Source organism: Chromobacterium sp. (genome assembly GCF_041912965.1).
In the GTDB taxonomy this organism is placed as follows: Bacteria; Pseudomonadota; Gammaproteobacteria; order Burkholderiales; family Chromobacteriaceae; genus Chromobacterium; species Chromobacterium aquaticum.
Genome location: NZ_JAYSGF010000001.1, coordinates 152,783 through 178,101, shown reverse-complemented (window position 1 = coordinate 178,101; position 25,319 = coordinate 152,783). Strand labels below are relative to the sequence as shown.

26 protein-coding genes and 1 pseudogene are annotated in these 25,319 nt (G+C 55.8%); 20 read left to right on the top strand and 7 right to left on the bottom strand.

Annotation, left to right across the window (positions count from 1 at the left end; translation table 11 throughout):
* Window positions 1–366: 366 nt before the first annotated feature.
* The 6 genes and pseudogenes from ACE3QM_RS00880 to ACE3QM_RS00855 all read left to right on the top strand — a co-directional run.
* The gene (locus ACE3QM_RS00880; protein ID WP_374419560.1) at window positions 367–1,845 is read left to right on the top strand and encodes a PAS domain S-box protein; all 1,479 of its coding nucleotides are present in this window, start codon (window positions 367–369) and stop codon (window positions 1,843–1,845) included.
* Window positions 1,842–2,285, top strand: a complete 444-nt coding sequence (locus ACE3QM_RS00875; protein WP_374419558.1) for a response regulator — start codon at window positions 1,842–1,844, stop codon at window positions 2,283–2,285. Before ACE3QM_RS00880 ends, ACE3QM_RS00875 begins: the two co-directional genes overlap by 4 nt.
* Window positions 2,286–2,290: 5 nt before the next feature.
* Window positions 2,291–4,057: a putative bifunctional diguanylate cyclase/phosphodiesterase gene (locus ACE3QM_RS00870; RefSeq protein WP_374419556.1), complete on the top strand. Its 1,767-nt coding sequence runs from the start codon at window positions 2,291–2,293 to the stop codon at window positions 4,055–4,057.
* A gap of 188 nt (window positions 4,058–4,245) precedes the next feature.
* On the top strand, window positions 4,246–4,878 hold the full coding sequence (locus tag ACE3QM_RS00865; protein ID WP_374419554.1) for a DUF2239 family protein: 633 nt from the start codon (window positions 4,246–4,248) through the stop codon (window positions 4,876–4,878).
* 154 nt (window positions 4,879–5,032) lie between these two features.
* Window positions 5,033–5,944 (top strand): alpha/beta fold hydrolase, encoded by a 912-nt coding sequence (locus tag ACE3QM_RS00860; protein ID WP_374419552.1) that lies wholly within the window; start codon window positions 5,033–5,035, stop codon window positions 5,942–5,944.
* A 164-nt stretch (window positions 5,945–6,108) separates the two neighbouring features.
* Window positions 6,109–6,460, top strand: a pseudogene (locus tag ACE3QM_RS00855) (transposase); the annotation flags it as partial.
* A gap of 338 nt (window positions 6,461–6,798) precedes the next feature.
* Here ACE3QM_RS00855 and ACE3QM_RS00850 read toward each other — a convergent pair.
* The gene (locus ACE3QM_RS00850) at window positions 6,799–7,110 is read right to left on the bottom strand and encodes a hypothetical protein (RefSeq protein ID WP_156183981.1); all 312 of its coding nucleotides are present in this window, start codon (window positions 7,108–7,110) and stop codon (window positions 6,799–6,801) included.
* 417 nt (window positions 7,111–7,527) lie between these two features.
* Here ACE3QM_RS00850 and hpaR point away from each other — a divergent pair, with 417 nt between their 5' ends.
* The gene (gene hpaR, locus ACE3QM_RS00845) at window positions 7,528–7,977 is read left to right on the top strand and encodes a homoprotocatechuate degradation operon regulator HpaR (RefSeq protein WP_048411708.1); all 450 of its coding nucleotides are present in this window, start codon (window positions 7,528–7,530) and stop codon (window positions 7,975–7,977) included.
* Here hpaR and ACE3QM_RS00840 read toward each other — a convergent pair whose 3' ends face one another.
* On the bottom strand, window positions 7,978–8,802 hold the full coding sequence (locus ACE3QM_RS00840) for a zinc-dependent peptidase (protein ID WP_374419550.1): 825 nt from the start codon (window positions 8,800–8,802) through the stop codon (window positions 7,978–7,980). It lies immediately after the preceding gene.
* A 136-nt stretch (window positions 8,803–8,938) separates the two neighbouring features.
* Here ACE3QM_RS00840 and ACE3QM_RS00835 point away from each other — a divergent pair, with 136 nt between their 5' ends.
* From ACE3QM_RS00835 to nudC, 3 genes are read left to right on the top strand one after another with little or no spacing between them, the layout of a single operon-like run.
* Window positions 8,939–10,135, top strand: coding sequence for a cation:proton antiporter (locus ACE3QM_RS00835; protein ID WP_374419548.1), 1,197 nt, complete (start codon window positions 8,939–8,941; stop codon window positions 10,133–10,135).
* Between the two features lie 4 nt (window positions 10,136–10,139).
* Entirely contained in the window at window positions 10,140–11,273 is a 1,134-nt protein-coding gene (locus ACE3QM_RS00830) for a YbdK family carboxylate-amine ligase (protein ID WP_374419546.1), read from the top strand.
* Window positions 11,274–11,301: 28 nt separating this feature from the next.
* The gene (gene nudC / locus ACE3QM_RS00825; RefSeq protein WP_374419544.1) at window positions 11,302–12,099 is read left to right on the top strand and encodes an NAD(+) diphosphatase; all 798 of its coding nucleotides are present in this window, start codon (window positions 11,302–11,304) and stop codon (window positions 12,097–12,099) included.
* 11 nt (window positions 12,100–12,110) lie between these two features.
* On the opposite strand, the gene ACE3QM_RS00820 is transcribed toward nudC, so the two are convergent.
* Window positions 12,111–12,452, bottom strand: coding sequence for a hypothetical protein (locus tag ACE3QM_RS00820; protein WP_374419542.1), 342 nt, complete (start codon window positions 12,450–12,452; stop codon window positions 12,111–12,113).
* A gap of 60 nt (window positions 12,453–12,512) precedes the next feature.
* On the bottom strand, window positions 12,513–12,770 hold the full coding sequence (locus tag ACE3QM_RS00815) for a hypothetical protein (protein WP_048411713.1): 258 nt from the start codon (window positions 12,768–12,770) through the stop codon (window positions 12,513–12,515).
* Window positions 12,771–13,416: 646 nt separating this feature from the next.
* Here ACE3QM_RS00815 and ACE3QM_RS00810 point away from each other — a divergent pair.
* From ACE3QM_RS00810 to ACE3QM_RS00795, 4 genes are all read left to right on the top strand, one after another.
* The gene (locus ACE3QM_RS00810) at window positions 13,417–14,886 is read left to right on the top strand and encodes a glycosyltransferase family 39 protein (protein ID WP_374419540.1); all 1,470 of its coding nucleotides are present in this window, start codon (window positions 13,417–13,419) and stop codon (window positions 14,884–14,886) included.
* A gap of 321 nt (window positions 14,887–15,207) precedes the next feature.
* On the top strand, window positions 15,208–15,684 hold the full coding sequence (locus ACE3QM_RS00805) for a hypothetical protein (protein WP_374419538.1): 477 nt from the start codon (window positions 15,208–15,210) through the stop codon (window positions 15,682–15,684).
* A gap of 59 nt (window positions 15,685–15,743) precedes the next feature.
* The gene (locus ACE3QM_RS00800; RefSeq protein WP_374419536.1) at window positions 15,744–15,932 is read left to right on the top strand and encodes a hypothetical protein; all 189 of its coding nucleotides are present in this window, start codon (window positions 15,744–15,746) and stop codon (window positions 15,930–15,932) included.
* Window positions 15,933–15,964: 32 nt separating this feature from the next.
* Window positions 15,965–16,192, top strand: a complete 228-nt coding sequence (locus tag ACE3QM_RS00795; protein WP_374419534.1) for a hypothetical protein — start codon at window positions 15,965–15,967, stop codon at window positions 16,190–16,192.
* Window positions 16,193–16,280: 88 nt separating this feature from the next.
* On the opposite strand, the gene ACE3QM_RS00790 is transcribed toward ACE3QM_RS00795, so the two are convergent.
* Together ACE3QM_RS00790 and ACE3QM_RS00785 are read right to left on the bottom strand one after the other, a co-directional pair.
* Window positions 16,281–16,712: an aegerolysin family protein gene (locus ACE3QM_RS00790; protein WP_374419533.1), complete on the bottom strand. Its 432-nt coding sequence runs from the start codon at window positions 16,710–16,712 to the stop codon at window positions 16,281–16,283.
* Window positions 16,713–17,084: 372 nt separating this feature from the next.
* Window positions 17,085–17,342 carry a hypothetical protein gene (locus ACE3QM_RS00785; RefSeq protein ID WP_374419531.1) on the bottom strand — a complete coding sequence of 86 codons (258 nt, stop codon included), beginning with the start codon at window positions 17,340–17,342 and terminating at the stop codon, window positions 17,085–17,087.
* Between the two features lie 272 nt (window positions 17,343–17,614).
* On the opposite strand from ACE3QM_RS00785, the gene ACE3QM_RS00780 reads away from it, so the two are divergent.
* Window positions 17,615–20,275: a trypsin-like peptidase domain-containing protein gene (locus tag ACE3QM_RS00780; RefSeq protein WP_374419529.1), complete on the top strand. Its 2,661-nt coding sequence runs from the start codon at window positions 17,615–17,617 to the stop codon at window positions 20,273–20,275.
* Between the two features lie 366 nt (window positions 20,276–20,641).
* On the opposite strand, the gene ACE3QM_RS00775 is transcribed toward ACE3QM_RS00780, so the two are convergent.
* On the bottom strand, window positions 20,642–21,028 hold the full coding sequence (locus tag ACE3QM_RS00775) for a hypothetical protein (protein ID WP_374419527.1): 387 nt from the start codon (window positions 21,026–21,028) through the stop codon (window positions 20,642–20,644).
* Between the two features lie 492 nt (window positions 21,029–21,520).
* On the opposite strand from ACE3QM_RS00775, the gene ACE3QM_RS00770 reads away from it, so the two are divergent.
* From ACE3QM_RS00770 to ACE3QM_RS00750, 5 genes are all read left to right on the top strand, one after another.
* A complete protein-coding gene (locus ACE3QM_RS00770) occupies window positions 21,521–21,706 on the top strand; it encodes a hypothetical protein (RefSeq protein ID WP_374419525.1) in 186 nt (61 codons plus the stop codon).
* Window positions 21,707–21,771: 65 nt separating this feature from the next.
* On the top strand, window positions 21,772–22,662 hold the full coding sequence (locus ACE3QM_RS00765; RefSeq protein WP_374419524.1) for a tyrosine-type recombinase/integrase: 891 nt from the start codon (window positions 21,772–21,774) through the stop codon (window positions 22,660–22,662).
* A 354-nt stretch (window positions 22,663–23,016) separates the two neighbouring features.
* Window positions 23,017–23,553: a phospholipase D family protein gene (locus ACE3QM_RS00760; RefSeq protein ID WP_374419522.1), complete on the top strand. Its 537-nt coding sequence runs from the start codon at window positions 23,017–23,019 to the stop codon at window positions 23,551–23,553.
* Between the two features lie 126 nt (window positions 23,554–23,679).
* Window positions 23,680–24,039: a LexA family protein gene (locus ACE3QM_RS00755; protein WP_374419520.1), complete on the top strand. Its 360-nt coding sequence runs from the start codon at window positions 23,680–23,682 to the stop codon at window positions 24,037–24,039.
* A complete protein-coding gene (locus ACE3QM_RS00750; RefSeq protein WP_374419518.1) occupies window positions 24,039–25,295 on the top strand; it encodes a Y-family DNA polymerase in 1,257 nt (418 codons plus the stop codon). Before ACE3QM_RS00755 ends, ACE3QM_RS00750 begins: the two co-directional genes overlap by 1 nt.
* Window positions 25,296–25,319 lie beyond the last annotated feature (24 nt).

Here is a 25,319-nt window from a genome sequence, read left to right as displayed (position 1 = left end):
TTGCCAAGAAGGTTGAAAATAATGGCGGAGCAAAGCACGAGGGCACAGCCGGCTTGTGCGAAGCCGACGAGTGTTGTTCGCGATGGCTCGGTGACGATCTTAGGGGGTCTGTGTCGGCTCATCGACAATGCTAAATAGAGTGTCAAAACCTCGTGGATCGAAACGAGTCTCTCATTCGCCAAAATCAAGCTATTGCAGCAAGCTATCCCTTCTGGTTTGCAGGCTACAGCACACACTTTCCACGAAGAGGAGGAACTGGCCTTGTTGTCCGGTTAAGGTCAGCTGGATGGGGGGCAGAATTAGCAGCGAGAGGGAAAACCCTATGCTAAACCTAAGCAGCAAGGCATAGGCGAAAGCAGGAGAGTCATGTCATTCAAATTCCCGGAAAGAATGCCGACCGCAGGCGCCTCCGACGACGCTGGCCTGGCCGCCGTGGTCGAGGCCGCCCCGGTGGGGGTGCTGGTGGTGGCGGCCGATGGCCGCATGCTTTATGTCAACAGCGCGCTGGAAAGCATGTTTGGCTACAGCAAGGCCCAACTGCTGGGGCAGAAGGTGGAGATGCTATTGCCGGCGGAGATTCGCGAACGCCATCTCGACTTCCGCCAATTGTTTTTTGCCCAGCCCACGCCAAGAACCATGGGCAGCGGCCGCGAGTTGTTCGCCCAGCATGCGGATGGACGCCAGTTTCCGATTGAGATCGGCCTGGGCTCCATGCCGCACAACAACGAAGTCTGCGCCGTGGCCTTTGTCAGTGATATCACTCAGCGGCGCCGGCTGGAGCATCGTTTCTCCAAGATGGTGTCTTCGTTGCCCATCGGCCTGCTGATGGCGGGAGCGGATGGCAAGATTTCCATGACCAACCCGGCGCTGGACGCGATGTTCGGTTACCCGCAAGGCACGCTGGCCGGGCAAGCAGTGGAGGTTTTGCTGCCGCAGCGCATACGCGAGGGGCATCCGGCGTTGCGGGCCGCCTTCGCCAAGACTCCGGAGGTGAGGGCGATGGGGTCCGGCCGCGATTTGCTGGCTCAGCATAGAGATGGCAGCGAGTTTCCGGTGGAAGTGGGCCTGACCCCGCTGGAAACCGAAGCAGGGCGGCAAGTGCTGGCCGCCATCACCGACATTTCCCAACGCAAGAAATTCGAGGAAACGCTACAGCAGGCCAACGCGCAGCTGGAGGAGTTCACTTATGTGGCCTCGCATGATTTGCGCTCGCCTTTGCGCGGCATTGCCGACTTGATCTCGTGGATACGCGAAGATCTGGATGCGTCCCAGCTTAGTCCCGACATAGAAAGGAACTTTGTCCGCGCCGAGGAGCGCATCGCCCGCGCCGAGCGCATGATAGACGATCTGCTGGAATACGCGCGGGCAGGGCGTCAGGAGGAGCGCGTGGAAGAGGTCGACCCCAAGCAACTGGTGCGCGAGACTCTGGACCTTATCAATATTCCCGCTGACTTCCGCGTGGAAGTCGAGATCACGGCCCGTCCGTTTCCCGCCACGCGCACACCATTATCGCTGGCGATCCGCAACCTACTGTCCAATGCCTGTAAACATCACGGCGGCAGCAAGGGCGTGATCCGCATCTCGGTGGAGGAAGAAGGGCGCTTCAATCTGTTCACGGTGGAAGACGACGGCGTTGGCGTGCCGCCAGGTTCGGAAGAGCGCATTTTCAAACTGTTCCATCGCGCCAGCAGTCAGGCGGCAGGGCATGGCGTCGGGCTGGCAGTGACCCGGCGCATGGTCAACAGTAACGGCGGCACGGTGGTTCTGGATCGAAACGGCAGCTTGGGCGGCGCCTGTTTCCGTATCCGCTGGCCACGGTTTCCGCTCAAGGAGGTGGAATCATGACAAGTGCAATTTTGTCGAGTGATATCACGGTTTTGCTGGTGGATGATGATGATGTGGCCATCGAAGGTGTATTGCGTGGCGTGCGGCGCCAGGGCCTGGAGTGCAAGATGGAAACCGCTTGCGATGGCCTGGAGGCCTTGCAAATCCTGCGCGGCACGCATGAAAACAAGAGCATTACCAGCCCATTCCTGATCCTGCTGGATCTCAATATGCCGCGCATGGATGGCTTTCAATTCCTTGAAGCCGTCCGCGCCGACAATCAATTGCGCAACTCGGTGATCTTCGTGCTGACCACCTCGGCGCGTGATGCCGACCGCATGCGCGCTTATGAGGAAAATGTGGCTGGCTATATGATGAAATCCGCGGTGGGTCCACAGTTCGTGAAACTGATGGCGTTACTGCATTCCTATGCCCAATCCGTGGTCTTGCCCACCCGGTAAGTGCAATGATCGATGATGTCGAATGCCTGCTGGAAACGCTGCCCCAGGTGAGTGTGCTGGTGGTCGACGACGATGATGTCGATCGCGAGCGCATCATCCGCCTGTTGCATCGCAATGCCCAGTGTTCGCAGATTCTCGAAGCCGACTCCAAGGCCAGCGCGCTGAGGCTGTTGGGGCGGGAATTGTTCGATTTCGTGTTTCTGGACTTCAAGCTGGACGACGGTGATGGCCGTGAGCTGGTGCCCTCGATCCAGCAGCGAAATCAGTCCTGTCTGATCGTGGCGGTCACCGGCACCGGCAATGAGCGCATCGCCGCCGAGGCGATCAAATTGGGCGTTTACGAATACCTGCCCAAGTTCGAGTTGACCGAGGACCGCCTGCGTCAAACCATCAGCGATGGGGTCAGGGTAGCGGCGATACAGGCCAAGTTGCGCGAAACCGAACAGTTGTTGCAGCACCGCAGCCTGTACGACTCCCTGACCGACTTGCCCAACCGCAATCTGTTTCTCGATCGCCTGGATCAGCTGTGCGCATTGCATGCTCGCAACCAGCTGCCGTTTGCCGTGTTGATGATAGATCTGGACCGCTTCAAAGAGGTAAACGACAAACTGGGCCACCAGGCCGGCGATCTGGTATTGCGGGAAGTTGGCGTGCGTTTCTCCAGCTTGCTGCGCGGTTCAGATACCATCGCGCGCTTGGGTGGGGATGAATTCGCCGCCTTGCTGCTGGAAGTGGATAGCGCGGAATGCGCGTTGTCGCTGGCGGAGAAGGTGGGTCACACGTTGGACACGCCGATTTTGGTGGGCGAGCACGCCTTGTCGATAGGCGCCTCTTTCGGGGTGGCGATGTGTCCACAACATGGCCGCGACCCGGCCCAGCTATTGTCCTGCGCCGATATCGCGATGTACCAGGCCAAGAGCCGTCTTGGCGCCGTTGCCCTGTACGCGGGAGAGAACGACAAGCCATGGCCCAAGGCAGGGCAAACCACCCAAGCGCTGATCACTCAGTTAACCCGCGCCATCCAGTACGAGGAGCTGGAGATGCATTATCAGCCCAAGGTCAGGCTGGACAGCAAGGAGGTGCTTGGCTTCGAAGCCTTGGTCAGATGGAACAAGCCGCTGCAAGGGCAGGTGAATCCGGATGAATTCATGCCCACCTTGGAGTCTTGCAATCTGCTGAGCCGCTTCACTTATCTGACTCTGGAACTGGTGCTGTCGCAGCAACAGCGCTGGATAGGCCAGCTGCGAAAACCATTCAAGGTGGCAGTGAACATCTCCGCGCGGATGCTGGAAGACGAGGGGTTTGTCGAACAGGTGGTGGTGAGATTGGCGGACTACCAGGTGCCATCAAGCCTGTTGGTGCTGGAGTTGACGGAAACCGCTCTGGTCATCAACCCGGTCAAAGCCAAGAAGGTGATCGAACAATTGCACGCTCATGGGGTGTCCTTGTCCATCGACGATTTTGGTGCGGGTTTCACATCCTTTACCTACCTGAAAAGCTGTCCAATCACCGAGATCAAGCTGGACAAGGCGTTTGCGCAGGAGCTGGAGCCCGGTTCCTTCAATGCCGCGCTGATACAATGCATGGCGGTGTTTTGCCAGACCCGCGCCATCGACTTTATCGTGGAAGGCGTTGAGCGCAAAAAGCATTGGCCGCTTTTGATGCAGCTTGGCTGCTATTTGGGCCAGGGCTACAGCATTGCCAAACCGATGCCGGCAACCAAAGTACTGCCTTGGTTGGAGGCATGGGAACCAAACGGGCCGCAGGCCTAAAAGCCCCGCAACCATTACTTCGCAAACTTGACATGAGCGATGCCTCCATTCAATTCTGCCTAACCGTTTGATTCAAAACGAGTCCATCCCTTTTCTTGGCTAGTCGTGAGCGATATTTACCCGGGTAATATAGACGAAAATTTTACCCGGGTGTAAATTGGCTGCATCTTAACTCTGGTGACAGCCACATGGACTCAGCTACCACATTGTCGTCCTATGCCGCGTTTAATGGGCACCGACATATCGCATCCGGTCCGCTCGCATCAGTCGCACTTGTTGTAAAGCGCGCTATGGAGAATGGCTCTACGGAACCAATTTTGATCTTCGACAACGCGACGGGCCGCACAACCGATGTCGATCTCCGTGGTACAGACGATGAAATTATTTCACGTGTCACACAGACAGCGACAGACTCCAACTGCATTAATGGATCTAGCAGAGAGTCAGAACATGGTGTGCCTCGCAGCAGGGGGCGTCCAAAACTGGGAGTCGTTGCGCGTGAGATCACGCTGTTGCCACGGCATTGGGATTGGCTCTCAGCGCAGCCAGGAGGGGCTTCTGTGGCATTGCGGAAGCTCGTCGAGGACGCCAGACGTGTGAATAAGCAGCAGGACAATCGCCGCGCTGCGCACGAACGAGCGTATCACTTCATATCTGCGATCGCTGGTGATCTCCCTGGGTTTGAAGAATCGGCACGTGCGCTATTTGCCGATGACCACATGCGATTTAACGAAATTACCGCGAATTGGCCTGAAGATGTGCGCGACCACGCAGTAGCACTTGGCTGGCCTAGCACACCATCTATTACCTCGGCGCTTTGAGGGAGGAAGATTGGATTCGTAGTGGCTGGAAGCCTCCCCGGCAACCGAAGCTCCCATTTTTACGGGCCCCTATCTTGCAGGCCTCGAACACCTCGCAGAGGCGTTTTCTTCCCTTGAGTTAGCTCCAGCTCCCAACTTGATCTGAATCATGACTATGAAAACCATACAAGCAAACGGCATTAAGCTGGCTTACGAAAGCTTTGGCGACGAAGCCAACCCCACGATCCTGCTGATTGCCGGGTTGGGAACGCAGATGATTCGATGGACGGGCCCATTCTGCGAAGAACTAGCCGGCCGCGGCTACCGCGTGATTCGTTTCGATAACCGCGACACCGGTTGTTCGACCCATTTCAGCCAATATCCTCCACTGGATTTCGGCGTGTTGGCGGCTGCGCTAATGGCAGGGCAGCGACCGGACATTCCTTATACTCTCGAGGACATGGCCGCGGATGCAATCAGTCTGCTTGATGCTCTCTCCATTGATCGGGCACATGTCGTTGGTCGGTCCATGGGCGGCATGATCGCGCAGATTATGGCAAGCGACTATTCTGGCCGAGTGCTATCCATGACCTCGATTATGTCGAGCTCGGGCAATCCTGCGCTTCCGCAAGCCGAGCCTGACATTATGGCAATGTTGACGCGCCCCACGCCCAATCCTTTCTCCGACGAATCGGAATTTCTGGCGCACACCTTCGCCTTTGCTCAACGCATCGCCGGTTCCAGATACCCGTTGGATAAACAAGCTTACTGTCTTCTTGCTTTGGAAGAAACCCAGCGCGCATACAACCCTAGTGGAACCTTGCGACAGATCGCGGCAATCGCCGTCACTGGAGATCGACGTTCACGACTGGCTACTATTAGGATTCCTGTGCTCATCGTGCATGGAGCAGAAGACCCACTTTTTCTTCCGGCTTGCGGCGAGGACACCGCCACTGCGATCCCGAATGCAGACCTCATGCTGCTCGACGGGATGGGGCACGACTTGCCGCCCGCGCTCTACCAGGTGATTGTTGAGGCGATAGACCAAAAGGCTAGACAAGCCACAACGATTATTGAGCGGGCCTGAAGATTAAAAGAGCCAGGCGTATGGTTGAGAAGGTGTTGTTGCACAAATCCGTCAAAGACCTAACCTCACTAGCATGCCGATCTTCCTCTGCCAACAAAGGGAAGGGCATGGCTTAAAAACCTGTTCAAAGTCTCCGGAAGGAGCGGGAGTGAGAAACTCCAGGGGTGAGAAAAAGCCACCCAAGCGATATCAGTCGCGAACAATTTGAAGTGATCAGACCACTTCTGGAAAGCGAGCGTAAGAGAACAAGTCGCCGGCGAGTGGACTTGCATGAGGTGTTTTGGCGCATGCTTTCTGAAGCATTTCCCAAATGGCGTACCGTCCATTCGTATCGTACTTCACCATGTGGAGTTAGCCGCTGCAGCAGGTTCTTGATCGTGGACGCGCAGAGCGTGAAGAACGCTGATACAGCAGGGTTAAAAGGCTACGACGTGGGTAAAAAGATATCAGGCATCAAGCACCATATAGTTAGTTGTGGACACGCAAGGTCTGCCGCACACGGAGGCAATCACGACCTAGGGCGATGGCCCGGCAGAGTGATCCCGCGCAGGCACGAAGAAAAACTACCAAGAAAAACTACCAAATGCTGAGTTAAGTGTTGCAGTACAAATCACAGGAAACCCAAGAATTGTGCGATACCCAAAGACCAACCATAACTTCGCATAATGTATATTATGTCAAATCAAGAATGAACCTAAGACAGCCCTCTACCTCTTCAACCATCCCGCTGCTTGTGCCGTAGAAACATCCTGCTCCGGACACGCACGCAGGCATGTTCAGAGAACGACTCAAGCTGCTTCTGCCATACTCTGAGATAATTTATTGTCACCGTAACGAAAATTTGGCGAATCAAGTTACTGCCTTTCGTCCAAGCCAGAGCCACCTGGCATGAAAAAGCATTCCGGCGGCGGATTGCCCTTGATCGCCGCACTGTAGATTTTTCTCGCCAGCTCAAAGTCGGGTTCGCCATAACGCTCCGGGTCCGCTTTCAGCGCTTGCTCCAGCATGCTGGTCAAGCAAGCCCACTCCTTGTCATTTAACGTTACGGTGACGGTATTTGCGCGGTACTTGCGCTGGCGCTCGGCGCCGCTCATTGCGTGGGGGCTTGGCGGACGTCCGCGTTTTCTGCTGGTGGCGCTTGGCACCGGTTCTGTCTTGCCATCCATATCTATCCTTCCCTATATGAAATCGCGGGACGGCGTTGAAACCGAGCTCAAAATGCTCATGGACCACGAGTACATTCCGCTTTTTCTCTCGTTTCCGCCTTGTCCCGCCTTAGTTCGCGAAACCGTAAACAGGCTCTTAAGCTTGTGTCGGTCACGTTCTCCCATTATGCGTCACGGTGACGGAAATTCAAATTTTTGTCACCGTGACAATAAATTCCCGCATGCGAACCAACCCAACTGGCGTGCGCGCCATGGAATTAATATGGCAAAGGGATGCTAAATTTTTTGTTTTTGGATTAAAATTTAGAATAAAGTAAACATGTGACAGGTATTTGCATGGCATTATTTGTCGAGCTCGCCCTGCTGGGCGATAACCTTAGCAACACTGGCTGTCCACAGCCGGAAGCAACGATCTAAATGACCAACAAAAACATAAAACTACACAATCAACGGCTGCCCCAGCACCTGCTGCGGGCCAGAGAATCGGTCATGGCCTACTTCCGCCCGATTCTCAACCGTTACGGGGTGACAGAGCAGCAGTGGCGCATCCTGCGGGTGCTAGAGGATTTTGGCGACCAAGAAGCCGGCGTCATCGCCGAGCGGGCCTGCATTCTGCCGCCCAGTCTGACTGGTATCTTGGTGCGCATGGAGAAAGCCAGCCTGATCCACCGCCAGCGCGATCATGTCGACAGCCGGCGGCTGATCATTTCCATTTCCCGCGACGGGCGTGAGTTGATTCAGCAGATTTCTCCGCTGGCGGAGGACTGTTATCAGCAGATTGAGAACCACCTCGGTCAGGACAAGCTGAACCAGCTGCTGGCGCTGCTCGGTGATCTGGAAAAACTGCCGGCGCCGCGCGCGGGCTGATCAAGCCTCGGGAGCCGGTTCCCATGCTGGCTCCGGCAAGCGCCCGGCGGGATCCTGGCGGTAAAATAGCTTGAGTTGCTCGTAGATCTCGGGCAGATCCAGCCGCAGATGATGAGGCAACTCGAAAAAGGCCTCGCTGAGCACGGCGAAATATTCGGCGGGGTTTTCCGCCGCATACGGATCCAGCCAGCCGGGATCTACGCCGCGGTCCAGCATGCGGCAGAGCTGCCGATATCCTTGCGACCAGACGCGGCTCCACTGCGTCTGGTTCATGCCCTTGTGCAGCGGCGGCGAACCATTGGCAATGCCGTTGAGCATGTCCAGCTTGTGGGCGATTTCGTGGATCACCACGTTCCAGCCGTCCAGTTGCTCCGATGCGCGCGCGTCCGGCAAGGACAGAATCACCGGACCGTCCTGGCGCGCCTGGCCTATCAACACGCTCTCGCTCTCGTGCTGCAAGCCTATGCCGTCCATCCAGATATCCCGCGCGACAAACGGCGATGGATAAAGCACCACATCGCTCCAGCCTTCCAACGCCTCCTTGCCCAGGTTCATCGCCGGCAGCGCCATCTGCAACGCCACGCTGGCGCAGGCGCGCGGACTGAGCCGCGCCCCGTCCTGGCCGGAGAAATTCTTGCCGCGCAACACCCAGCCGGCCAGCTCGCTCAGCCGCCGCCCTTCCTCCTGATCCAATCCCGCCAGCAGCGGCATCCGCGCCAGTTGCTCGCGCAACGCGGCCTCGGTTTCCGGTGCGGTCTTGCCGGCCAGCACGCGGCGAATCCAGTCGATCACCATGAACTCTCGTTCCGTTTTGTCGTCTCTCATATTTTGAGGGCGATTCCACGCATTTCAATGCGCGCCCCGTCTGCTCCGTCGCAAGACGTCAACGTTCCGCTTTCGCCGCGCCGCCAAGGGCTGGCGCCTCAGTCAGAATTCATAAAACAAACGGGGGAAACAAATCATGAGCCTGCCTTGGCCAACGCTGGCGCTCAATCCTTTGGCGGCATTCGGCATCTTGCTGGCGCTAGGGGTGATTGGCGGCCAGATCGCAGTGCGGGTGGCGCGCCTGCCCGCCATCGTCGGCTATGTGCTGACTGGTCTGCTGATAGGCCCGCACAGCTTGAGGCTGCTGAACGAGCAGCTTTTGCAGCAAGCCTCCATTTTCGTGCATCTCGCCCTGGGCATCGCATTGTTCGAGGCCGGCCGCCGCGTGGACTTGCGCTGGCTGCGAGTGGAGCGCACCCTGCTGCTGACCACCCTGCTCTATTGCCTGCTGACCTTGCTGGGCCTGTTCGCCGTTCTGCAGCTGTTTGGTTTCGGCCTGGCCGCCAGCCTGATGCTGGCGGCGCTGGGCGTGGCCACATCGCCGGTGATGACGCTGGAAATCGTCAGGGAGTCCAATGCCGACGGCCAGGTCAGCGAGCGCCTGTTGGTGGCCACCGCGCTGTCCAATCTGGTGGCCCTGCCCTGCTTCGCGCTGGCCCTGTCATATGGGCATTTGTCCGGCAATAGCGGAGTGGAAAGCGGCATCCTGCTCCCCGGCTGGCTGACGCTGGCATCCTGTGGCCTGGGCTTGGTGGCCGGCCTGGCGGCGATACAGCTCAACCGTTGGCTGGGGGGGCGACAGCGTGAATCGCAGAAAGTCATGCTGCTGGGCCTGATCGCGCTGGTGGTCGGCGTGGCCGACATGCTGCAGGTGTTGCCCTCGCTGGCCTTGCTGGTGGCCGGCCTCGCCACTCGCAATCTCAAGCACGGCCACACCGTGACCGAGCGCGGCGTGATGTCGTCGGCGCAGATTTTCACCGTGGCCTTCTTCGTTGCCGCCGGCGCTCAGCTGGCGCCGCAATCGTTGGCCGAGTTCTGGCCGCTGGCACTGGCCTGCCTGGCGCTGCGCACCGCGTTGGCGATGCTGATCTGGTGGCTGGCCGCCGGCGCCAATGGCTTGCCCAAGCGCCATGGTGCTTGCCTGGGCCTGGCGCTCAATTCCTGGTCCGGCGGCACCGCGCTGCTGATGAGCCTGGGCGCGGTGTCCCTGGGCGCGGCCGCTTCCAGTTTCAGCGGCGCGATGATGTCCATCCTAGTGATCAACGAATTGTGCGCGCCGGTACTGACCCGGCTGGCCCTGAAGCTGGCCGGCGAAACCCGGCCGCAGGAGTGAGAATATGCTGGAATTCACGAACAGCCAGCCGCTGACCTTGGGGGTGGAACTGGAGCTGATGATCCTCAACCGCCGCGACTACAACCTGACCCGCGGCTCGGACGATCTGCTGCTGCAGGTGAACCGCCAACAACATGGCTTCGACATCAAGCCGGAAATCACCCAGGGCATGATAGAGATAGGCACCGCGGTGCATAGTGACGTCAACGCCATGCTGGAAGAAATCCTGGCCATCCGCGCGCTGCTGGTCAGTAGCGCGCGCAAACTGAACCTGGGCCTGGCCGGTGGCGGTTCGCATCCGTTCCAGCACTGGGACGAACAGCGCATCTATCCCAAGGAGCGCTACCACTTGGTGTCCGAGCTATATGGCTATCTGGCCAAGCAATTCACCGTCTACGGTCAGCACATCCACATCGGCTGCCCGGACGGTGACAGCGCGGTGCGGCTGACTCATTATCTGGCACGCTATATCCCGCACTTCATCGCGCTGTCCGCCTCCTCGCCGTTTTACCAGGGCGTGGACACCTTGTTCCAAACCTCGCGCCTGACCAGCGTCAACGCCTTCCCCTTATCCGGCTGCATGCCCTGCGTCAACAGCTGGTCCCAGTTCAACGACTACTTCCACCGTATGGCCAATCTGGGCATCGTCGCCAGCATGAAGGATTTTTACTGGGACATCCGGCCGAAACCGGAATATGGCACCGTGGAAATCCGCATCTGCGACACGCCGCTATCGGTGGAGACGCCGGTACTGCTCGCCGCTTATGCGCAGATGCTGGCGCATCGTTGCCTGGGAGAAAGCCAGGATGAAGTGTGCCAGGAACATTACCTGACCTATAGCTATAACCGTTTCCAGGCCTGCCGCTTCGGTTTCGATGGCATGCTGGTGGACGCGGGCAACAATAGCCAGGTTGGACTGCAGGAGGATTTGCTCAATACCTTGAATCAATTGCAGCCGCAAGCCGAGGCGCTGGGCAATCAGGCACAGTTGGCCGCTCTGCGCCAGCGGGTGCTGAAGCGCCAGTCCGACAGCGCCTGGCTGCGTCAAGTGTTCGACGGCAGCGGCTCCTTGTCCGAAGTGGTGCGACAGCAAAGCGAACACTGGATGTACGCGGCACCGGGAGTGGGCGTAAACTGAGCGGCTCAGCCATTTGACTATTGTCGCCATGCCCTTTGAGCTCCCCGCCCTGCCCGATGCCGCGTTGCCGGCGCGCTACTGCATTTTCGACGGCCAGAAGATCCTGCTGCTGGAACGGGCGCTGCCGGACGGCCGCGCCGGCGGCTGGCCCTTGTCCCAGATCTTGTTCATCGGCGTGCACGACGGCCACAATCTCTACTTGGCGGAACTGGTGGGCGCGCCGCCTGCCGGATGCGAATGGCTGCCCTTGCGGCCGGCGCTGCTCAGTCTGCCCTCTGGGCTGACGCCCGCCATCGCCCGCGCCGCGCAGATCCGTCAGTTCCAACGCACCCACCGCTATTGTGGCCGCTGTGCTGGACCGTTGCTACAGCGCTTGGACGATAGCGGCAAGCGCTGTTCCAGTTGCGGCCAGCTCTACTACCCCAAGCTGTCACCCGCGATGATGGTGGTGATCCATCGTGGCCGACAGCTGCTGCTGGCGCGCAGCCCTCATTTCGTCCCCGGCGTGTACAGTGCGTTGGCCGGCTTTGTCGAGCCCGGCGAAACCTTGGAGGAGTGCGTGCACCGCGAAGCATTTGAAGAGGTGGGCGTGCGCATCAAGAATCTGCGCTATGTCTGTTCGCAATCCTGGCCCTTCCCCCACTCCTTGATGCTCGGCTTTACCGCCGAGTACGACAGCGGCGAGATCACGCCGCAGGAAGGCGAGATCGAAGACGCCGGCTGGTTCGATATCGATGCCCTACCGCAAACGCCGACGCCGATTTCAATCGCCTATCAATTGCTGAATCACACGGTGGCATGGTTACGCGACGACGCTGCCAATTAGCCTGCCGTGGCTCAGGGCCTTCCATCCAGCCTGGCGGCGGTCAGCAATTGCCGGTTTCTCCTGCGCCAGGCCATGATGACGAAGCCGATTGTAATCGCCGTCGCCAAATAGCCGCAGCCGGATGCGGCCAGACTGACAAGCGCATCCATCATTGGCCCTAGGCCGGTTTGCAGCAATGCGAGACGGTCGGGATCAAGCGCTGCAGAAAAGCAGAAATAGACAATGGGAGTGGCCGCTTGTACCAACAAGATGCGCGCAACCGGCCGACCGCCGCGCCTCCATAGAACCAGCAACGCTATCTGCCAGAAGATGGGGGCGGCCAGGAGAATCAGCGCAAAGATTAGGATGGCCATATGGGGTGGGTTTTCAAGATGCTCGTCGAAAAGAAGTGGTTTGATGCGCTACTGGCACCGTCAATCAAAATAGCCGCTGGCGAGCGCCTCTTTAAACGCCTCGGTCCAGGCCACCGGCAAGGCACTCAGATGCAGGCTCTTGTCTGTTGAAAGCTGAAACACTCTAATCTCTTCATGCTTGAGGTTTTCAGTCCAGCTCCTGGGCAGGCTGATTGCAAACGCAAAATCGTCAGGATCCAAGCCCTTGCCCATCAACGCGGATTTGATCGCATCCCGGTCCTTGGTGGGCAGCTGATTGAAATACATGAAGTGGACCATGGCAATGGCTCTCGAATCATGGCGATCAGCCTGGATTTTGAGCCTTTTGTGCGGGGATAGCTAGCATGTTGACTCTCAAGTCATGGCCGCCAGCGGCGCACACGGGCCATATGCTCCTCGGCAGTTCGTGGACGGTCATTGCCCTATAGTGCCACCGGCCAAAAATAGCCAAGCAACCAGCGCCCTAGCCCACAGAACATGGCGCCACGAGGGGCGTGAACTGCCGGCAGCGCGCTGATCTATCTACGACCATCAGGACCCGCACCTGCTATCTCAGTCCATCCGAAAGCTGCACAGGGAAGAAGCCGGCTTCCCCGCCCCCTGCCGCCTCAGTAGCCCACCTGCATGCTTGCTTTCGCATGCCGCCTCAATGTCGTTGTCGTGCCGCTCAATGCTCGAGTTGAGCCATTGCCAGATATATCAATTACTCCATCGATGCTGACCCGACTCCAATCAATTTAATCGTGTTAGCGCCGTTGTGTCAGTAGCGTTAGCTATCGGGCAACCCTAAATACCTAACGCCTGTCAGCCCCACTGCCTTCATCATATAAAAATCAAAATCCACACAATCTACACAAAAACGCAACCATTACTTCGCCAATCATTAATAAAATCCTGCGTTATCCGAAAGCAAGGATTCATTTAAATGAAGCTTATGGCTTTTTTTAAAGCACGCCCAGCCCTATTTATTTTATGCAACTCAATAATATGGTTCCTATTGAACGTCGTAGCATTCCCAGTGCTAGATCCATATGGAGACATGATTGAGGCATTCGCATTCACGCCCAACTTTGAATGGGGAACATTCAAACACCCTCCTTTAAGTGGATGGGTTTCCAATTTGTGGTTTTCCATTTTCCCTCACAGCCATCTTTATGCCTATCTTCTTTGCGCAGCAAACCTAGCACTAGCCATGTGGGGGGGTATGTGGTTGGCCAAACTATGGCTTCGCGCTGATCAGCAACTAACAATGCTCATATTGCTTAGCCTGACACTGCCCTTCAGTACATTGGCCTTTAAATTCAATGCAAACTCTGTTCTTTTACCTATTTGGCCGTGGATTGTTTACTTCTTTGAAAAAGGGGTTCGCTCCGGAAAGATTGTTGATGCACTTTGCCTTGGTCTATTTGCAACTTTAGGCATGCTCGGAAAGTACTACACAGGTGTTCTACTATTATCAATTTTCATAGCCGCAGCAATGACGATAGAAGGTCGAAAATGGCTGCTATCAATAAGCCCTTGGATATCACTTGCGACATTCAGTACAACCATGTCGCCTCATGTCTTATGGTTTATTCAAGCGAGCGGAGCCACTCTAAATTATATTGGTCGCAATGCAAGTGCCACTGTCGACGTACTGCATTTGATATCATTCTCCATATCCCCCTTATTGTATGCTGGTTTTTCCTGGTTAATAATGCTTTGGATCAGCGAGAGCGATGGTTTTCTCTCTTCAAGCCGAAACACTCTCCAACTGGCAAGCAAAAATGACAGACTATTCTGGATAACAATTACACCCCTAGTCATCACATTGCTTTTTGCGGCGACTGGCTATGTGAAACTTGCAATACACTGGGCAATTCCTTTGGCATTTATTTATCCATTGTTTTGGCTTGCAAGACCAGTCAAGTTAAATAATATTAGATTGAAAAAATTAGAAAAATTCGTTCCAATTTTTTGGGTTTTTGCTACTGCCATTTCAGTATCTTATCTTGTTTGGCAAGATTATTCATTGGATGAAAACTATTACACAAATGATGAGGGCATCGCCAAAGAGATTGCTCGCGACGCACGAAGAAATGGAATAGAAAATCTTGCTTGGGTAAGTGGCGGCTGGCCTGAGGTTGCAATCATTCCATTTTTTGCAGACACCAAGACTGTTGCGCTTCCAGCAATGCCAAACATGCTACCTCATGGCGTGAGCAAAATCCCTCGCTGGGAAGAAAAACGCGGAGCCATTCTATGCAAATCAGAGGATGAGAAATGCCAATCAAATGCCGCCAAGTGGCTTTTGAAACAGCAACGCACCCCAATTAAGCGCAATATTTCATCCCAAAAAACCGGGTATTTTTCTCGTCAATCTGCAATAACAAAATATTGTGTGTATTATTTTTAAGAGAAGCTTGATTTAAAAGAACAATGAGTCAAACAAGCTTCCTTACTAGTGATAAAGCGAAAATTTTTCAACTGGAAGCTCTAGAAGTTATTGCAGCCGATTTTGTAAGCTTGCCTAAAGCCGGAAAATTAGACTCTCGCCCCCCCCCGACATCGTCGAATCAAGTTAACGCCGTAATCGGCTCCATCATCTTCCTGAGCAACGGGATCGCCGCCCCTGAATGTTCAGCTGCCTTGATGATCAGATCAGGAACACCTTCAATATAAATGACGTTAGAATGGATGCCTATCGATAGATCCAAAACAGGAAAAGAGGAAGTGAATGTTCACTATCAAAATTGGAAGCACTAACAAGAAGTCCAAAAAAAACTCAAAGAACAATATGTCAGAAGAGCAAATGGCATTAATAAATAATTTATTCTTTGATGTGGGCCCTTACTACCTCAGGAAATGTTACGAAACCAATGTGGATGTAGAATACAACTCAAACCCGGCACATAAGAACCGCAAAAAATCATTTGCGTTTACCATAGCAAGGTATACTGGGCTAGGTCAGCTTCAGCAGCTATCCATGTCGGGAGTAAAGATACACACGGAACACTTTCATGTTTCATTTGATCCCTCGGGCATGGTTATAAATAAAATATTTTCAGGCCCCCGTGAGGAGACATTTGAGACATGGAATGAATGGGAGGGCACAGTGGACGGAATCTCCACGGTATGGGGAAATCAAAATGGAGCACTCAAAGAAGACTCAGCGTTTACGGCCGCGCCGAGGGCCAAAAGCTTTAGAGAATAAATACAAACCCCAGTTACCAATGAATCCCCAAGCGAGCTCGCCTCCCAGCGGGCTCCTCTATGCTGGCCTGCCCGGAGATGCGCGAGGCTGCGGTGGTGGGCCTGCCGCTGGCCGGCGGCGGCTATACCCTGGCCACCTTCCTCAGCGACGGCGATGCGCTCGCGCTTGGCCGAGGTGCTGCGATCCCGGATCACTGGCGCTGGCGGGACAGCCGGCCAGCGAAGGCCAGGAATTCACGCCGCTGCTGAGCATCCAGCCCGGCGCGCTGGAACGGCTGGGCATGCACGGCATGCAATTGTTCCGCGATAGCCAAACCCCGCCTTACGACGGCGACGTGCTGCTGTTCCGCGCCGGCGTCCACCCGGAAGACGCGCCCAAGCCGGAAGATTGGCGGCCCTATCTCGGCGGCACGCTGGAGTGCGTAGAGCTGGACTGCGACCACTTCGGCATGAGCGATCCGGAGCCGATGCGAAGGATAGGCGAGGAATTGGCGCGGTGTCTGGCTTGATGCGTTGTCGTAGGATGGCTTAAACAAAGCGCCGCTCACCTTTGGGATGAGCGGCGCTTTTTCTATCGTTGCGTCCTACTTCAAGAACTTAATCATGCTGTTGGCGACGTTTCTTCAAGGTTTCCAGACTGACGTTGCCCAAGGCGCCGCTATCCAGGTTGGCCCCGTATTGTTCAGTCATATAGCGGTTGTATGGGGGTTCAGAGCCAGAGGGACTGAAGTCAGAACTGTTGGTCTTGGAACCCCACGGGCAATCCCAAGTGTAAGTCCCTACCTTGGTATTGCCATCATAGATGTCGAAAGAACCTTCGGTGCCGGAAGAGGCATTCTCACGGCCACATGCATAGATGGTGTAAGTCTGGTCCTGGGTGACCGTAGTGCCTTCGATTTGACTCGGCTGGATCTCTTCGTCTTTATTCCCATTGGAATAGAATTTTCCCCAAGAGTGCGCAACATTTCTAATCGTAACTGTGTAGTTATCAGGAATAATGGTGATAGCTACCCATTGAGCGTATGCCATGTCAACTCCTTGAAATTAATACAGTTTAAGTAAGATGAAGCATCTTGCAGCACTAGTATATTATGCATTTGTCACAAATGTATCTAGGCTCATGCCTGTACTATCGGCCATAACAACCGCCCTAGCCTTTCAGCCAGTCCTGCCTTGATATCTGGCAGCTTTGCTTCTATGCAAACTGCTTGCTAAACGGATAAAAAAAGCCCCCAGATGGGGGCTTTGTAATGCAGTAGGTCATCCGATTTCGCTACTCTCGCGAGCGGCCAACGTCGGATGAAGCGTTGGTAATGCGCCACTAGGCGAAGTTCGATTGTAATACACTCTGCCAACAATATTGAACCCACTTCAAAAATAAATACTCTACAAAAAATATATTTATTTTAGATTTTCAACTTCAGCAAATATTACTTTAAAATATTCTACAGCAAGACGCCTATTGATATCTGAGCCCACTAAACCACATAAATCCTCTGAATTTCCTCGTGTCTTATTACCTTTAAGCCCCTCTCCTGCATGATGAAACTCTCTTGGTTGAATGCTTTCTATTAGCTTTTCAAACCTTTTACGGAGCTCTTTCTCCAGAGCATCCCGACCAAACTTACTCATCCAGAATATCTGGCTTACGACTTCCATTTCATCCTCGCTTGATGCGGCCGCACCCATCTGGCATCAAGGGCCTTTGTTAGCGGGCCTTAAGGATGCCTACCAGCCCGCGACAGGTCTATATATTCTATTGATAATTCTTTTAGCATTATCGATCAGATTCCTGAAGCACTCTATTATCCCCATCCATTCATAGCGTGAGTCGCCAGCAGGGTGCCATAGCGGCTTGTTTCACCCAACACGCCCGCGCTTTTTGCTCACGTTTAGTGAATACACCTTGCTCAATCTCCTTGAAAATAGACATGACTAATTCTCTATTTAAATTAAAACTTTTGGTCGGCGCCCTGATGTCAACCACCGTATTGGCCCAAGCCCATTCCCGCCCGGCGCTCACCACTCAGACTGAAGTCGCCACGCAGAAAATGCAGCAGCACGGCACACGGCAGGCATTACTGCAAGCAGGCAGAAGTGCCCAGTCCGGCCCTTATGTCGCCGAAACCACCATTGGCGCCCGCGGCGTTGAATCGGTTAAGCCTTATTTTTCCATCATCAACCTACCCCCACAAGCCTATATTGAGGTGTCCGACCCAGAACAAAAAGAAGTGTACCTGTATGGACAGAAAGATTTTGGCCAATTGGCTGCAGGTAAGTTATTCGCACCGTTGTCCATTAGTGGCGAATACGCCCGTATCCGCGTAGTGTATCCCGAAGGGGCGACGCCGAGACAGCAGGATGCGGTTACTCTGGAGTACTGGGAAAGCCCGCCCACAGATACCAGAAGAAATATCTCGAATGACGAGCGCGAGCTTTCACCATGTGTAACAGCCAAAAATCCCAGCTGGAATCACGGCAGCTTGGCCACGGGCTATATGGATATAGGTCGTAACAGGGGAAGCACTTGGGCCTTGGGCAATGACAACTTTATGGTCACTAATAACCATGTAGTGAATGATCAGCAAGATCTACGCAATAATGGAGAAGTGAACTTTCATTACATTACTCCCAGCTGCGAATATATTGAGCCCGGTAACGTACTCAAAATCAAGCCAGACAAACTACTGGTGACGGGACGCCCATCCGGCCCAGAAGACTATACCTTGTTTACACTTGATGCGTTCGACTATGAGCACGCCAAGGTAAAATACCTGTTTGGCGGCCTGGAACTAGACAATAAGATACCGGCCCGCAATACAGCACTGTATATTCCACAGCATGGCATAATTAAGCGTCCGGACGGCAGTGACTCTACATTGCAGTCGATTGCTTATAAAAAGGCGAACGCCAGTTGTAAAGTAATCTCAAATACATCCTCGATTTCTCATAACTGCGATACCCAGGTAGGCGCATCGGGTAGTCCCGTGTTGTCACAAAGCAGCGGCAAAGTGGTTGGTGTGCATTGGGGCACCGGTAGAAATGGAAATGTCTCGGCAACCGCGGAAAGTCTGTGGAAGGCCATGCAACCTTATGTCAGTGCGCAACAAAACCAGGCCGTCATTGGCCTGGGCACACTCAGAGTGACACCATTTATCATCCGCCAGCAGCAGCTTCCAATTACGGGTCCACGCTTTACCGATACGCGGACTTTCGAACCCTTATCCGGACGCTGGCTGGCGCATGAGCAAACCCATTCAAAAATAGCCGCCGCCTCGCAAGACATCCAAACCGGGAAAACCTATGAGATCGTTTATCGCGTCAGCCAAAACATTAATGGTCAGTCGCATAATCTTCAGCAGGCAGTCACCGGCAGCAAAACGTTGAATGTAATGTATGTTGAGAGCGACAACCCGAAGCTGCCATCTCAAGGGCCGCATAAATCCTGGATCGGCCTCAAGGCTCACGTGGATGGTCAGTTGGTGAATAATTATCTGATGAGTATTTACAATACCACCCCAGGGAATGGCAATAGCGGTGGCGGCGACCCTTCAACGCCCCCCACCGCTGTAATCTCCGGTCCGGCTGAACTTCTGCAGGGCGCGCAGGGCAGCATCCTAAGTGCAGAAGGTTCCACCGGGGATAAACTGACGTATAAATGGGAAAACAACAGCCAGTTAATGCTATTGCCAAACCATGACAAATTGGTGGTCATCGCAAGCATGAATACCCCGTTAGGCAAGCACCAAGTTAAGCTTACCGTCACTGACAGCAAAGGGCGTACCGAAACGGCCATCCATACCTTACAGGTAAAATCAGATGGCGCTTATACGCCACCCCAAGCCAATATCAGTAGCAAAACCACGGTCAAAGCCGGGGAAACACTTGCGCTGTCTGCCGAGCAGTCTACTGGTAGCTCGCTAAAATACTTGTGGAGCAATCCCCATGGTCTGACGTTCCAGCCGAATAACACCGCTCAAAAGGTTCAGGTTACGGTACCCGCCAGTGCCCAAGACGGCCAGACCTATACGATTAAGTTGGCCGTCACCGATCAGTTGAATAAGAAACATGAAACGAGCCATACGGTAACCGTTAAGAAAGATAAAGACCCCGCCGCGCCGGTCGCCCGAATTAGCGGTGGTCAGGCTAGTTATACCGCTGGGCAGAGCATTCGCCTGAATGGCAGCAGTTCAACCGGGTACAACGGTGCACTTAACTATCAGTGGACGGCATCGCCGACGCTGAATATGGGGCAGACTAACGCCAATACGGTCAGCTTTACGGCGCCTGAGGTCCAAAATGAGACGGTCTATACAGTAACTTTAACTGTAAAAGACCCGGCAAACGGTAAAGACCATCGTGCGACTCACACGATGACCATTAAACCGAAAGAGAGTGGTGGTAGTGAAGTTCCTGCGTTCCAACGAAATGTCACGTACAAGGCCGGTGATCGTGTCAGCAATGCAGGTGGCGTGTTTGAATGTAAGCCTGCGCCGCATACCGGTTGGTGCACGATTAAAACCGATACTCAGATGCGCCACTACGAGCCTGGAAAGGGCATAAATTGGTCGCAAGCTTGGATTAAGAAGTAAATTCGGCTCTCTTCGCCTGTTCGACCGGGAGCATTCGCTCCCGGTCGAGTTTGGCAGGCACATCAAACCGACCTGGCGGATCACAGGCCCTTGCCAGTGAGAGAGCCTGCCTATCCGCCGCCTTCAAGCGGCATGAGCGCAAGACCATAGGCATTCGCCATTCGCCGGCCGGGACCAAATCTCCCCCTCTTTTCCGTTATTACTTTCCCTGTGCGCTGCAACTTCACCAACACCGACATAATCTCGGCCCCACCATACTGGAAGTCCAACGCCGCCTCGATTTCCCCCAAGAACATCGGCCGTGGCGCGTCTGCCAACACATCGCAGATCTTCGAAGCCAGCCCCTGTCCGCGTGGTCGTCGCATGCTAGGCCACCTCCTGGTACTGCCGGCGCCAGGCACGGCCAAAGCGCACCGTCGCCTGCAGCAGCGCCCCATCAAACGCCTTGGCGCTCATCGCCAGCCGCCGCGCGATATCCTCGTCCGCCAGGTGCGGGTAATGGACATGCCGCGCGCGGAGCACCGCCCTTTCGCCCTGGGCAAGCTGGTTCACCACCCGCTCCACCTGGCCGGCGATCAGCGGGTTATAGCGGACCTCGCCGCGCCGGCGCGCCGTGTCCTTGTCCTCGGCGAACCGATAGCGCTCGGGGTCATTGGCGTAGCGCCCCTCGATCGATGGCGTGATGCCGCGCCAGCTCCCACTGTCGTTCAGCCACTTCCCCCACTGCGCCAATGCGGCCGCTGCTTCGGTCATTGCTGCCCCTCCCTACCAGCATCCCGCCACGGTGAGCGACCCTTGCCAAGCGGCGCGCCAGGCCCAAGCAATGGCATGTCCATCACCGCCCTTTCTCGTTCGCGTTGGCATGGTGCTGTTCGCACCGCGCCATGTGGTCCTGAGCCGGGCCAGCGCCGACGGACAACATGGCGCCCTGCGACGTGAACGCCCGGTAGATCGAGCCAGCACCGGTGCCATGGCCATACATACTTCACGACGCGGTAGCTACGCCATTCTCTCGTTTGGCATTCTATAGATATGGTGTAGCGCTATGCGCACTTGCCCCCGGAGCATTTACGAGGCCACACGGATGTCATCGATACGCTGATTGTTTCCGCCGTCCACAACGGTACAAAAACGTCACAGGTCAACCTGACTGGGGAGCTGGAGGAGATAACGAAAAAGGCGCTACATATTGTAGCGCCTTGATCTGAATTGGTGCCGGCGGCAGGAATCGAATCGACTTTTTAAATGTTGCTGCAAGTTTGTAAAATCCTTTACTGGAAAGGCTTTCAGGCCATTTCAAGGCAAACTACCTCTTGCGATTTTGGCGTAATTTTCTGGTTTGGCGTAAAATTTTGCCTTGTCATTACGCCAAAAATTACGCCATGGCCACATACAGAAAACGCGGCGCTGGATGGCGCGCTGAAGTCGTGAAGCAAGGGGTTCGAGAGTCCGCTACTTTCGACACGAAAGCTCAGGCTGTTGCTTGGGCGACGCAGATGGAAGCCGATATCCTTGCCGGCAAAGTCAAGGCAATCGCCGATAGCTTGACCCTGGCCAGCGTTCTCGCCAAATACCGTGATGAGGTATGCCCGACAAAGCGCGGGGGCTCGTGGGAGACGAAACGGATCAACCTGTATCTGCGCGAGTTTGATTTTGTTGGGAAGAAGATAGACAAGGTTACCCCTGAAGACTTAAAGGCATGGCGTGACAAGCGTTTGAAGGTAGTCAAAACATCGACGGTCACTCGAGACTTCAACCTGATCTCCGCGATTTTCCATCATGCCCGGAGCGAATGGCGCTACTGCTCTAGCAGCCCTGTCACAGATGTCCGCCGGCCTGATGACCCGCCGCCGCGTGTCCAGCGCATCACCGATAAAATGGCGGACCTCCTGATCGAAGGTCTAGGTTATTCGCGCTGGGACGTGCCAAAGCTTCAGCGGCACAAGGTTGCCCTGGCCTTCTTGTTTGCTATCGAGACAGGCATGCGGTCAGGCGAAATCATGAACCTGACAGCTGATGCCGTTAATCTTGAGCAGCGGTTTGTGCATATCCCCATTTCCAAAAACAGCGATGCGCGAGACGTGCCGCTATCTACTACAGCGGTACAGATACTGTCGCTGCTTCTCCCCTCTTCCGATGGGTTTGTTTTTGGCGTGTCGGCAGCCAACAGAGATGCTATCTGGAGGAAGTTTCGTGATGCCGCCGGAAAACTCCATCCGGAGCTGGCTTCGGTCAACTTCCATGATACGCGGCACGAGGCGATCTCCAGGCTGGCTAAAAAACTGGACGTGCTTGATTTAGCACGGATGATTGGGCATCGGGACTTGAACAGCCTGATGATCTACTACAACGAGCACGCGTCTGAAATGGCCAAGCGTCTGGACTAGGTTCCGGCATTGTAGATTGGGCAAGTGGCGATCACCGCCAGTGAAATGGCATGCTGTAAAGCTATTTTGATATCCTCCCGGGCATGGTCTAATTTGAATTTGTACGTATTCAAATTTCAAGACCATGACCTCATGCCCACCCAGCCGGCCAGCCGCCGGCGGCCTGCGGCTGCCCGTCGCCGCCGCTCCTGTACGCGCCGGCTTTCCCTCCCCCGTCGCCGACTATCTCGACACACGGCGTGCCGAAAACTGACACTCGCGCCGGCGGCGCCTGCCGCAAGTCCACGCTGAGTGGGCCATGGCGCGACCACATGGTACGGTCCGCTGACACCCTCAGCTCAAGGAATCGATGCCATGACACTCCCCAGACTCTCCCTCCTCTTCGTCTGTGCTCTCCTATCCGGAGCGGCCTACTCCGAGTCCATGCCATCAGGCGCCAGCTACGAAGTCGGCTTTTCGCCGAAAGGCGGCAGCCAGGACCTCATCCTGCGCAGCATTAACAGCGCCAACACCTCCATCCAAGTCGCCGCCTACTCATTCTCAAGCAAGCCGGTAGCCACCTCTCTGTTAGAGGCGCACCAAAGAGGCGTCACCGTCCAGGTGGTCGCTGACGAGAAAAGCAATGGCCAGAGCTACAGCGCCACGACTTTTCTGGCCAACCAAGGCGTTCCGGTCCGACTGAATGGCAAATACTCGATCATGCATCACAAGTTCATGGTGATTGATGGCCTGCACGTCCAAACCGGCAGCTTCAACTACAGCGCCGCGGCCGCCAGCAAAAATGCGGAAAACGTTCTGGTGATCTGGAATGCAAAGCCGCTGGCATCACGCTATGCGCTAGAGTGGGCAAGGCTTTGGGATGAATCGACACCTCTGGAAAAATCCTACTAACTCGTCTTTATCTTTTGCATTCCATGGTGTAATTTGAATTCGTACACATTCAATTTACCCCATCTTTACATGACAATTCATTCATGCCGGCCAGGCGGCCAATGGCTGCCTGTCGCCGGGTGTCCGGTGCGCGCCGGCTTTCCCTCTCCCGCCGACGACTACCTCGACGACGCCATCAGCCTCGATGCCTACCTGATTGCCGACCCACCTGCCACCTTCCTGGTGCGCGTGCGCGGCGACTCGATGAGCGGCGCCGGCATCAACGAGGGTGACCTGCTGGTGGTGGACAAGGGGCTGACCGCGAATCATGGCGACATCGTTATTGCCGTGGTCGATGGGGAGTTCACCGTCAAGCGCTTGCACCACACGCGCGGCCGCTGCGCGCTGATCGCCGAGAACCCCGCTTACCCTCCTCTCCGCCTGGCTGACGGCCAGGAACTGGAGGTCTGGGGCGTGGTGCGCGGCTGTGTGAAGAGGTTTCGCTGATGTTTGCCCTGGTCGACGGAAACAGCTTCTATGCGTCCTGCGAGCGGGTATTCCGTCCCGACCTCGCCGGCCGGCCCATCGTCGTGCTGAGCAATAACGACGGCTGCGTCGTCGCGGCCAGCGCCGAGGCCAAAAAATTGGGCCTGAAAATGTTCGGGCCCTACTTCGAAGTCGCGGCGCTGTGCCGCAAGCACCGCGTGGCGGTGTTCAGTTCGAACTACGCGCTCTACGGCGACATGAGCAACAGAATGATGCGGGTGCTGTCCGAGTTCGCCGCAGACCAAGAGGTTTATTCCATCGACGAATGCTTCCTGGGCATGGACGGCATGCCGGATCTGGACAGTCACGGCCACCGCATCCGCCAAGCGGTGCTGCAGCGGGTCGGCATTCCGACCTGTGTCGGCTTCGGCACGTCGAAGACGCTGGCCAAGCTGGCGAACCGAGTCGCAAAGAAGCGCAGCGAATGGGGTGGCGTGTTCGCTTGGGATTGGTTGAGCCCAGCCGAGGCCGACGCGCTGATGGGGCAAATGCCTGTCGGCGACATCTGGGGCATCGGCGGCCGGCTGACCGAAAAACTGGCCGCCATGGGGATCATCACCGCGTTGCAGCTCAAGCAGGCTGACCCACGCCGGATCAAGCGTGCGTTCTCGGTGGTGGTGGAAAGGACCGTGCAGGAGCTGAACGGAGTGTCCTGCCTGGCGCTGGAAGACGTGGCGCCGGCGAAGCAACAGATCATCGCCTCGCGCTCATTCAGCGAGAAGGTCACCGACCTGGCCACCCTCACCGCCTCGGTGGCGCATCACGCCGCGCGCGGAGCTGAGAAGCTGCGCCAACAGCGCAGCGTGGCCAAGCTCGTGGCGGTCCAGATCATGACCAGTCCATTTGCCGACACGCCACAATACCGGCCCTATATCGTGGTGCCGCTGGTCCAGCCCAGCAACGACACGCTGCTGATCACCAAGGCGGCGCTGGCCGGCCTGCGCCACGTCTACCGGCCGGGCTTCCGCTATCACAAGGCCGGCATCATGCTGCTGGAGATCGGCGACGAAGGAGTGCAGCAGTCGGACCTGTTCGCCGCGCCACCGGACCCGCGCCGCGCGCGGTTGATGGCTACCATGGACAAGATCAATCGAGATTGGGGGCGTGGCACGCTGCGCACCGCGGCCGAGCAACTGACCGAGGGTTGGCAAATGCGGCAGGATCTGCGCTCTCCTTGCTACTCGACGCGTCTGGACCAGTTACTACTTATTAACTGACTCTTACCCTATAGCTAATTTTCA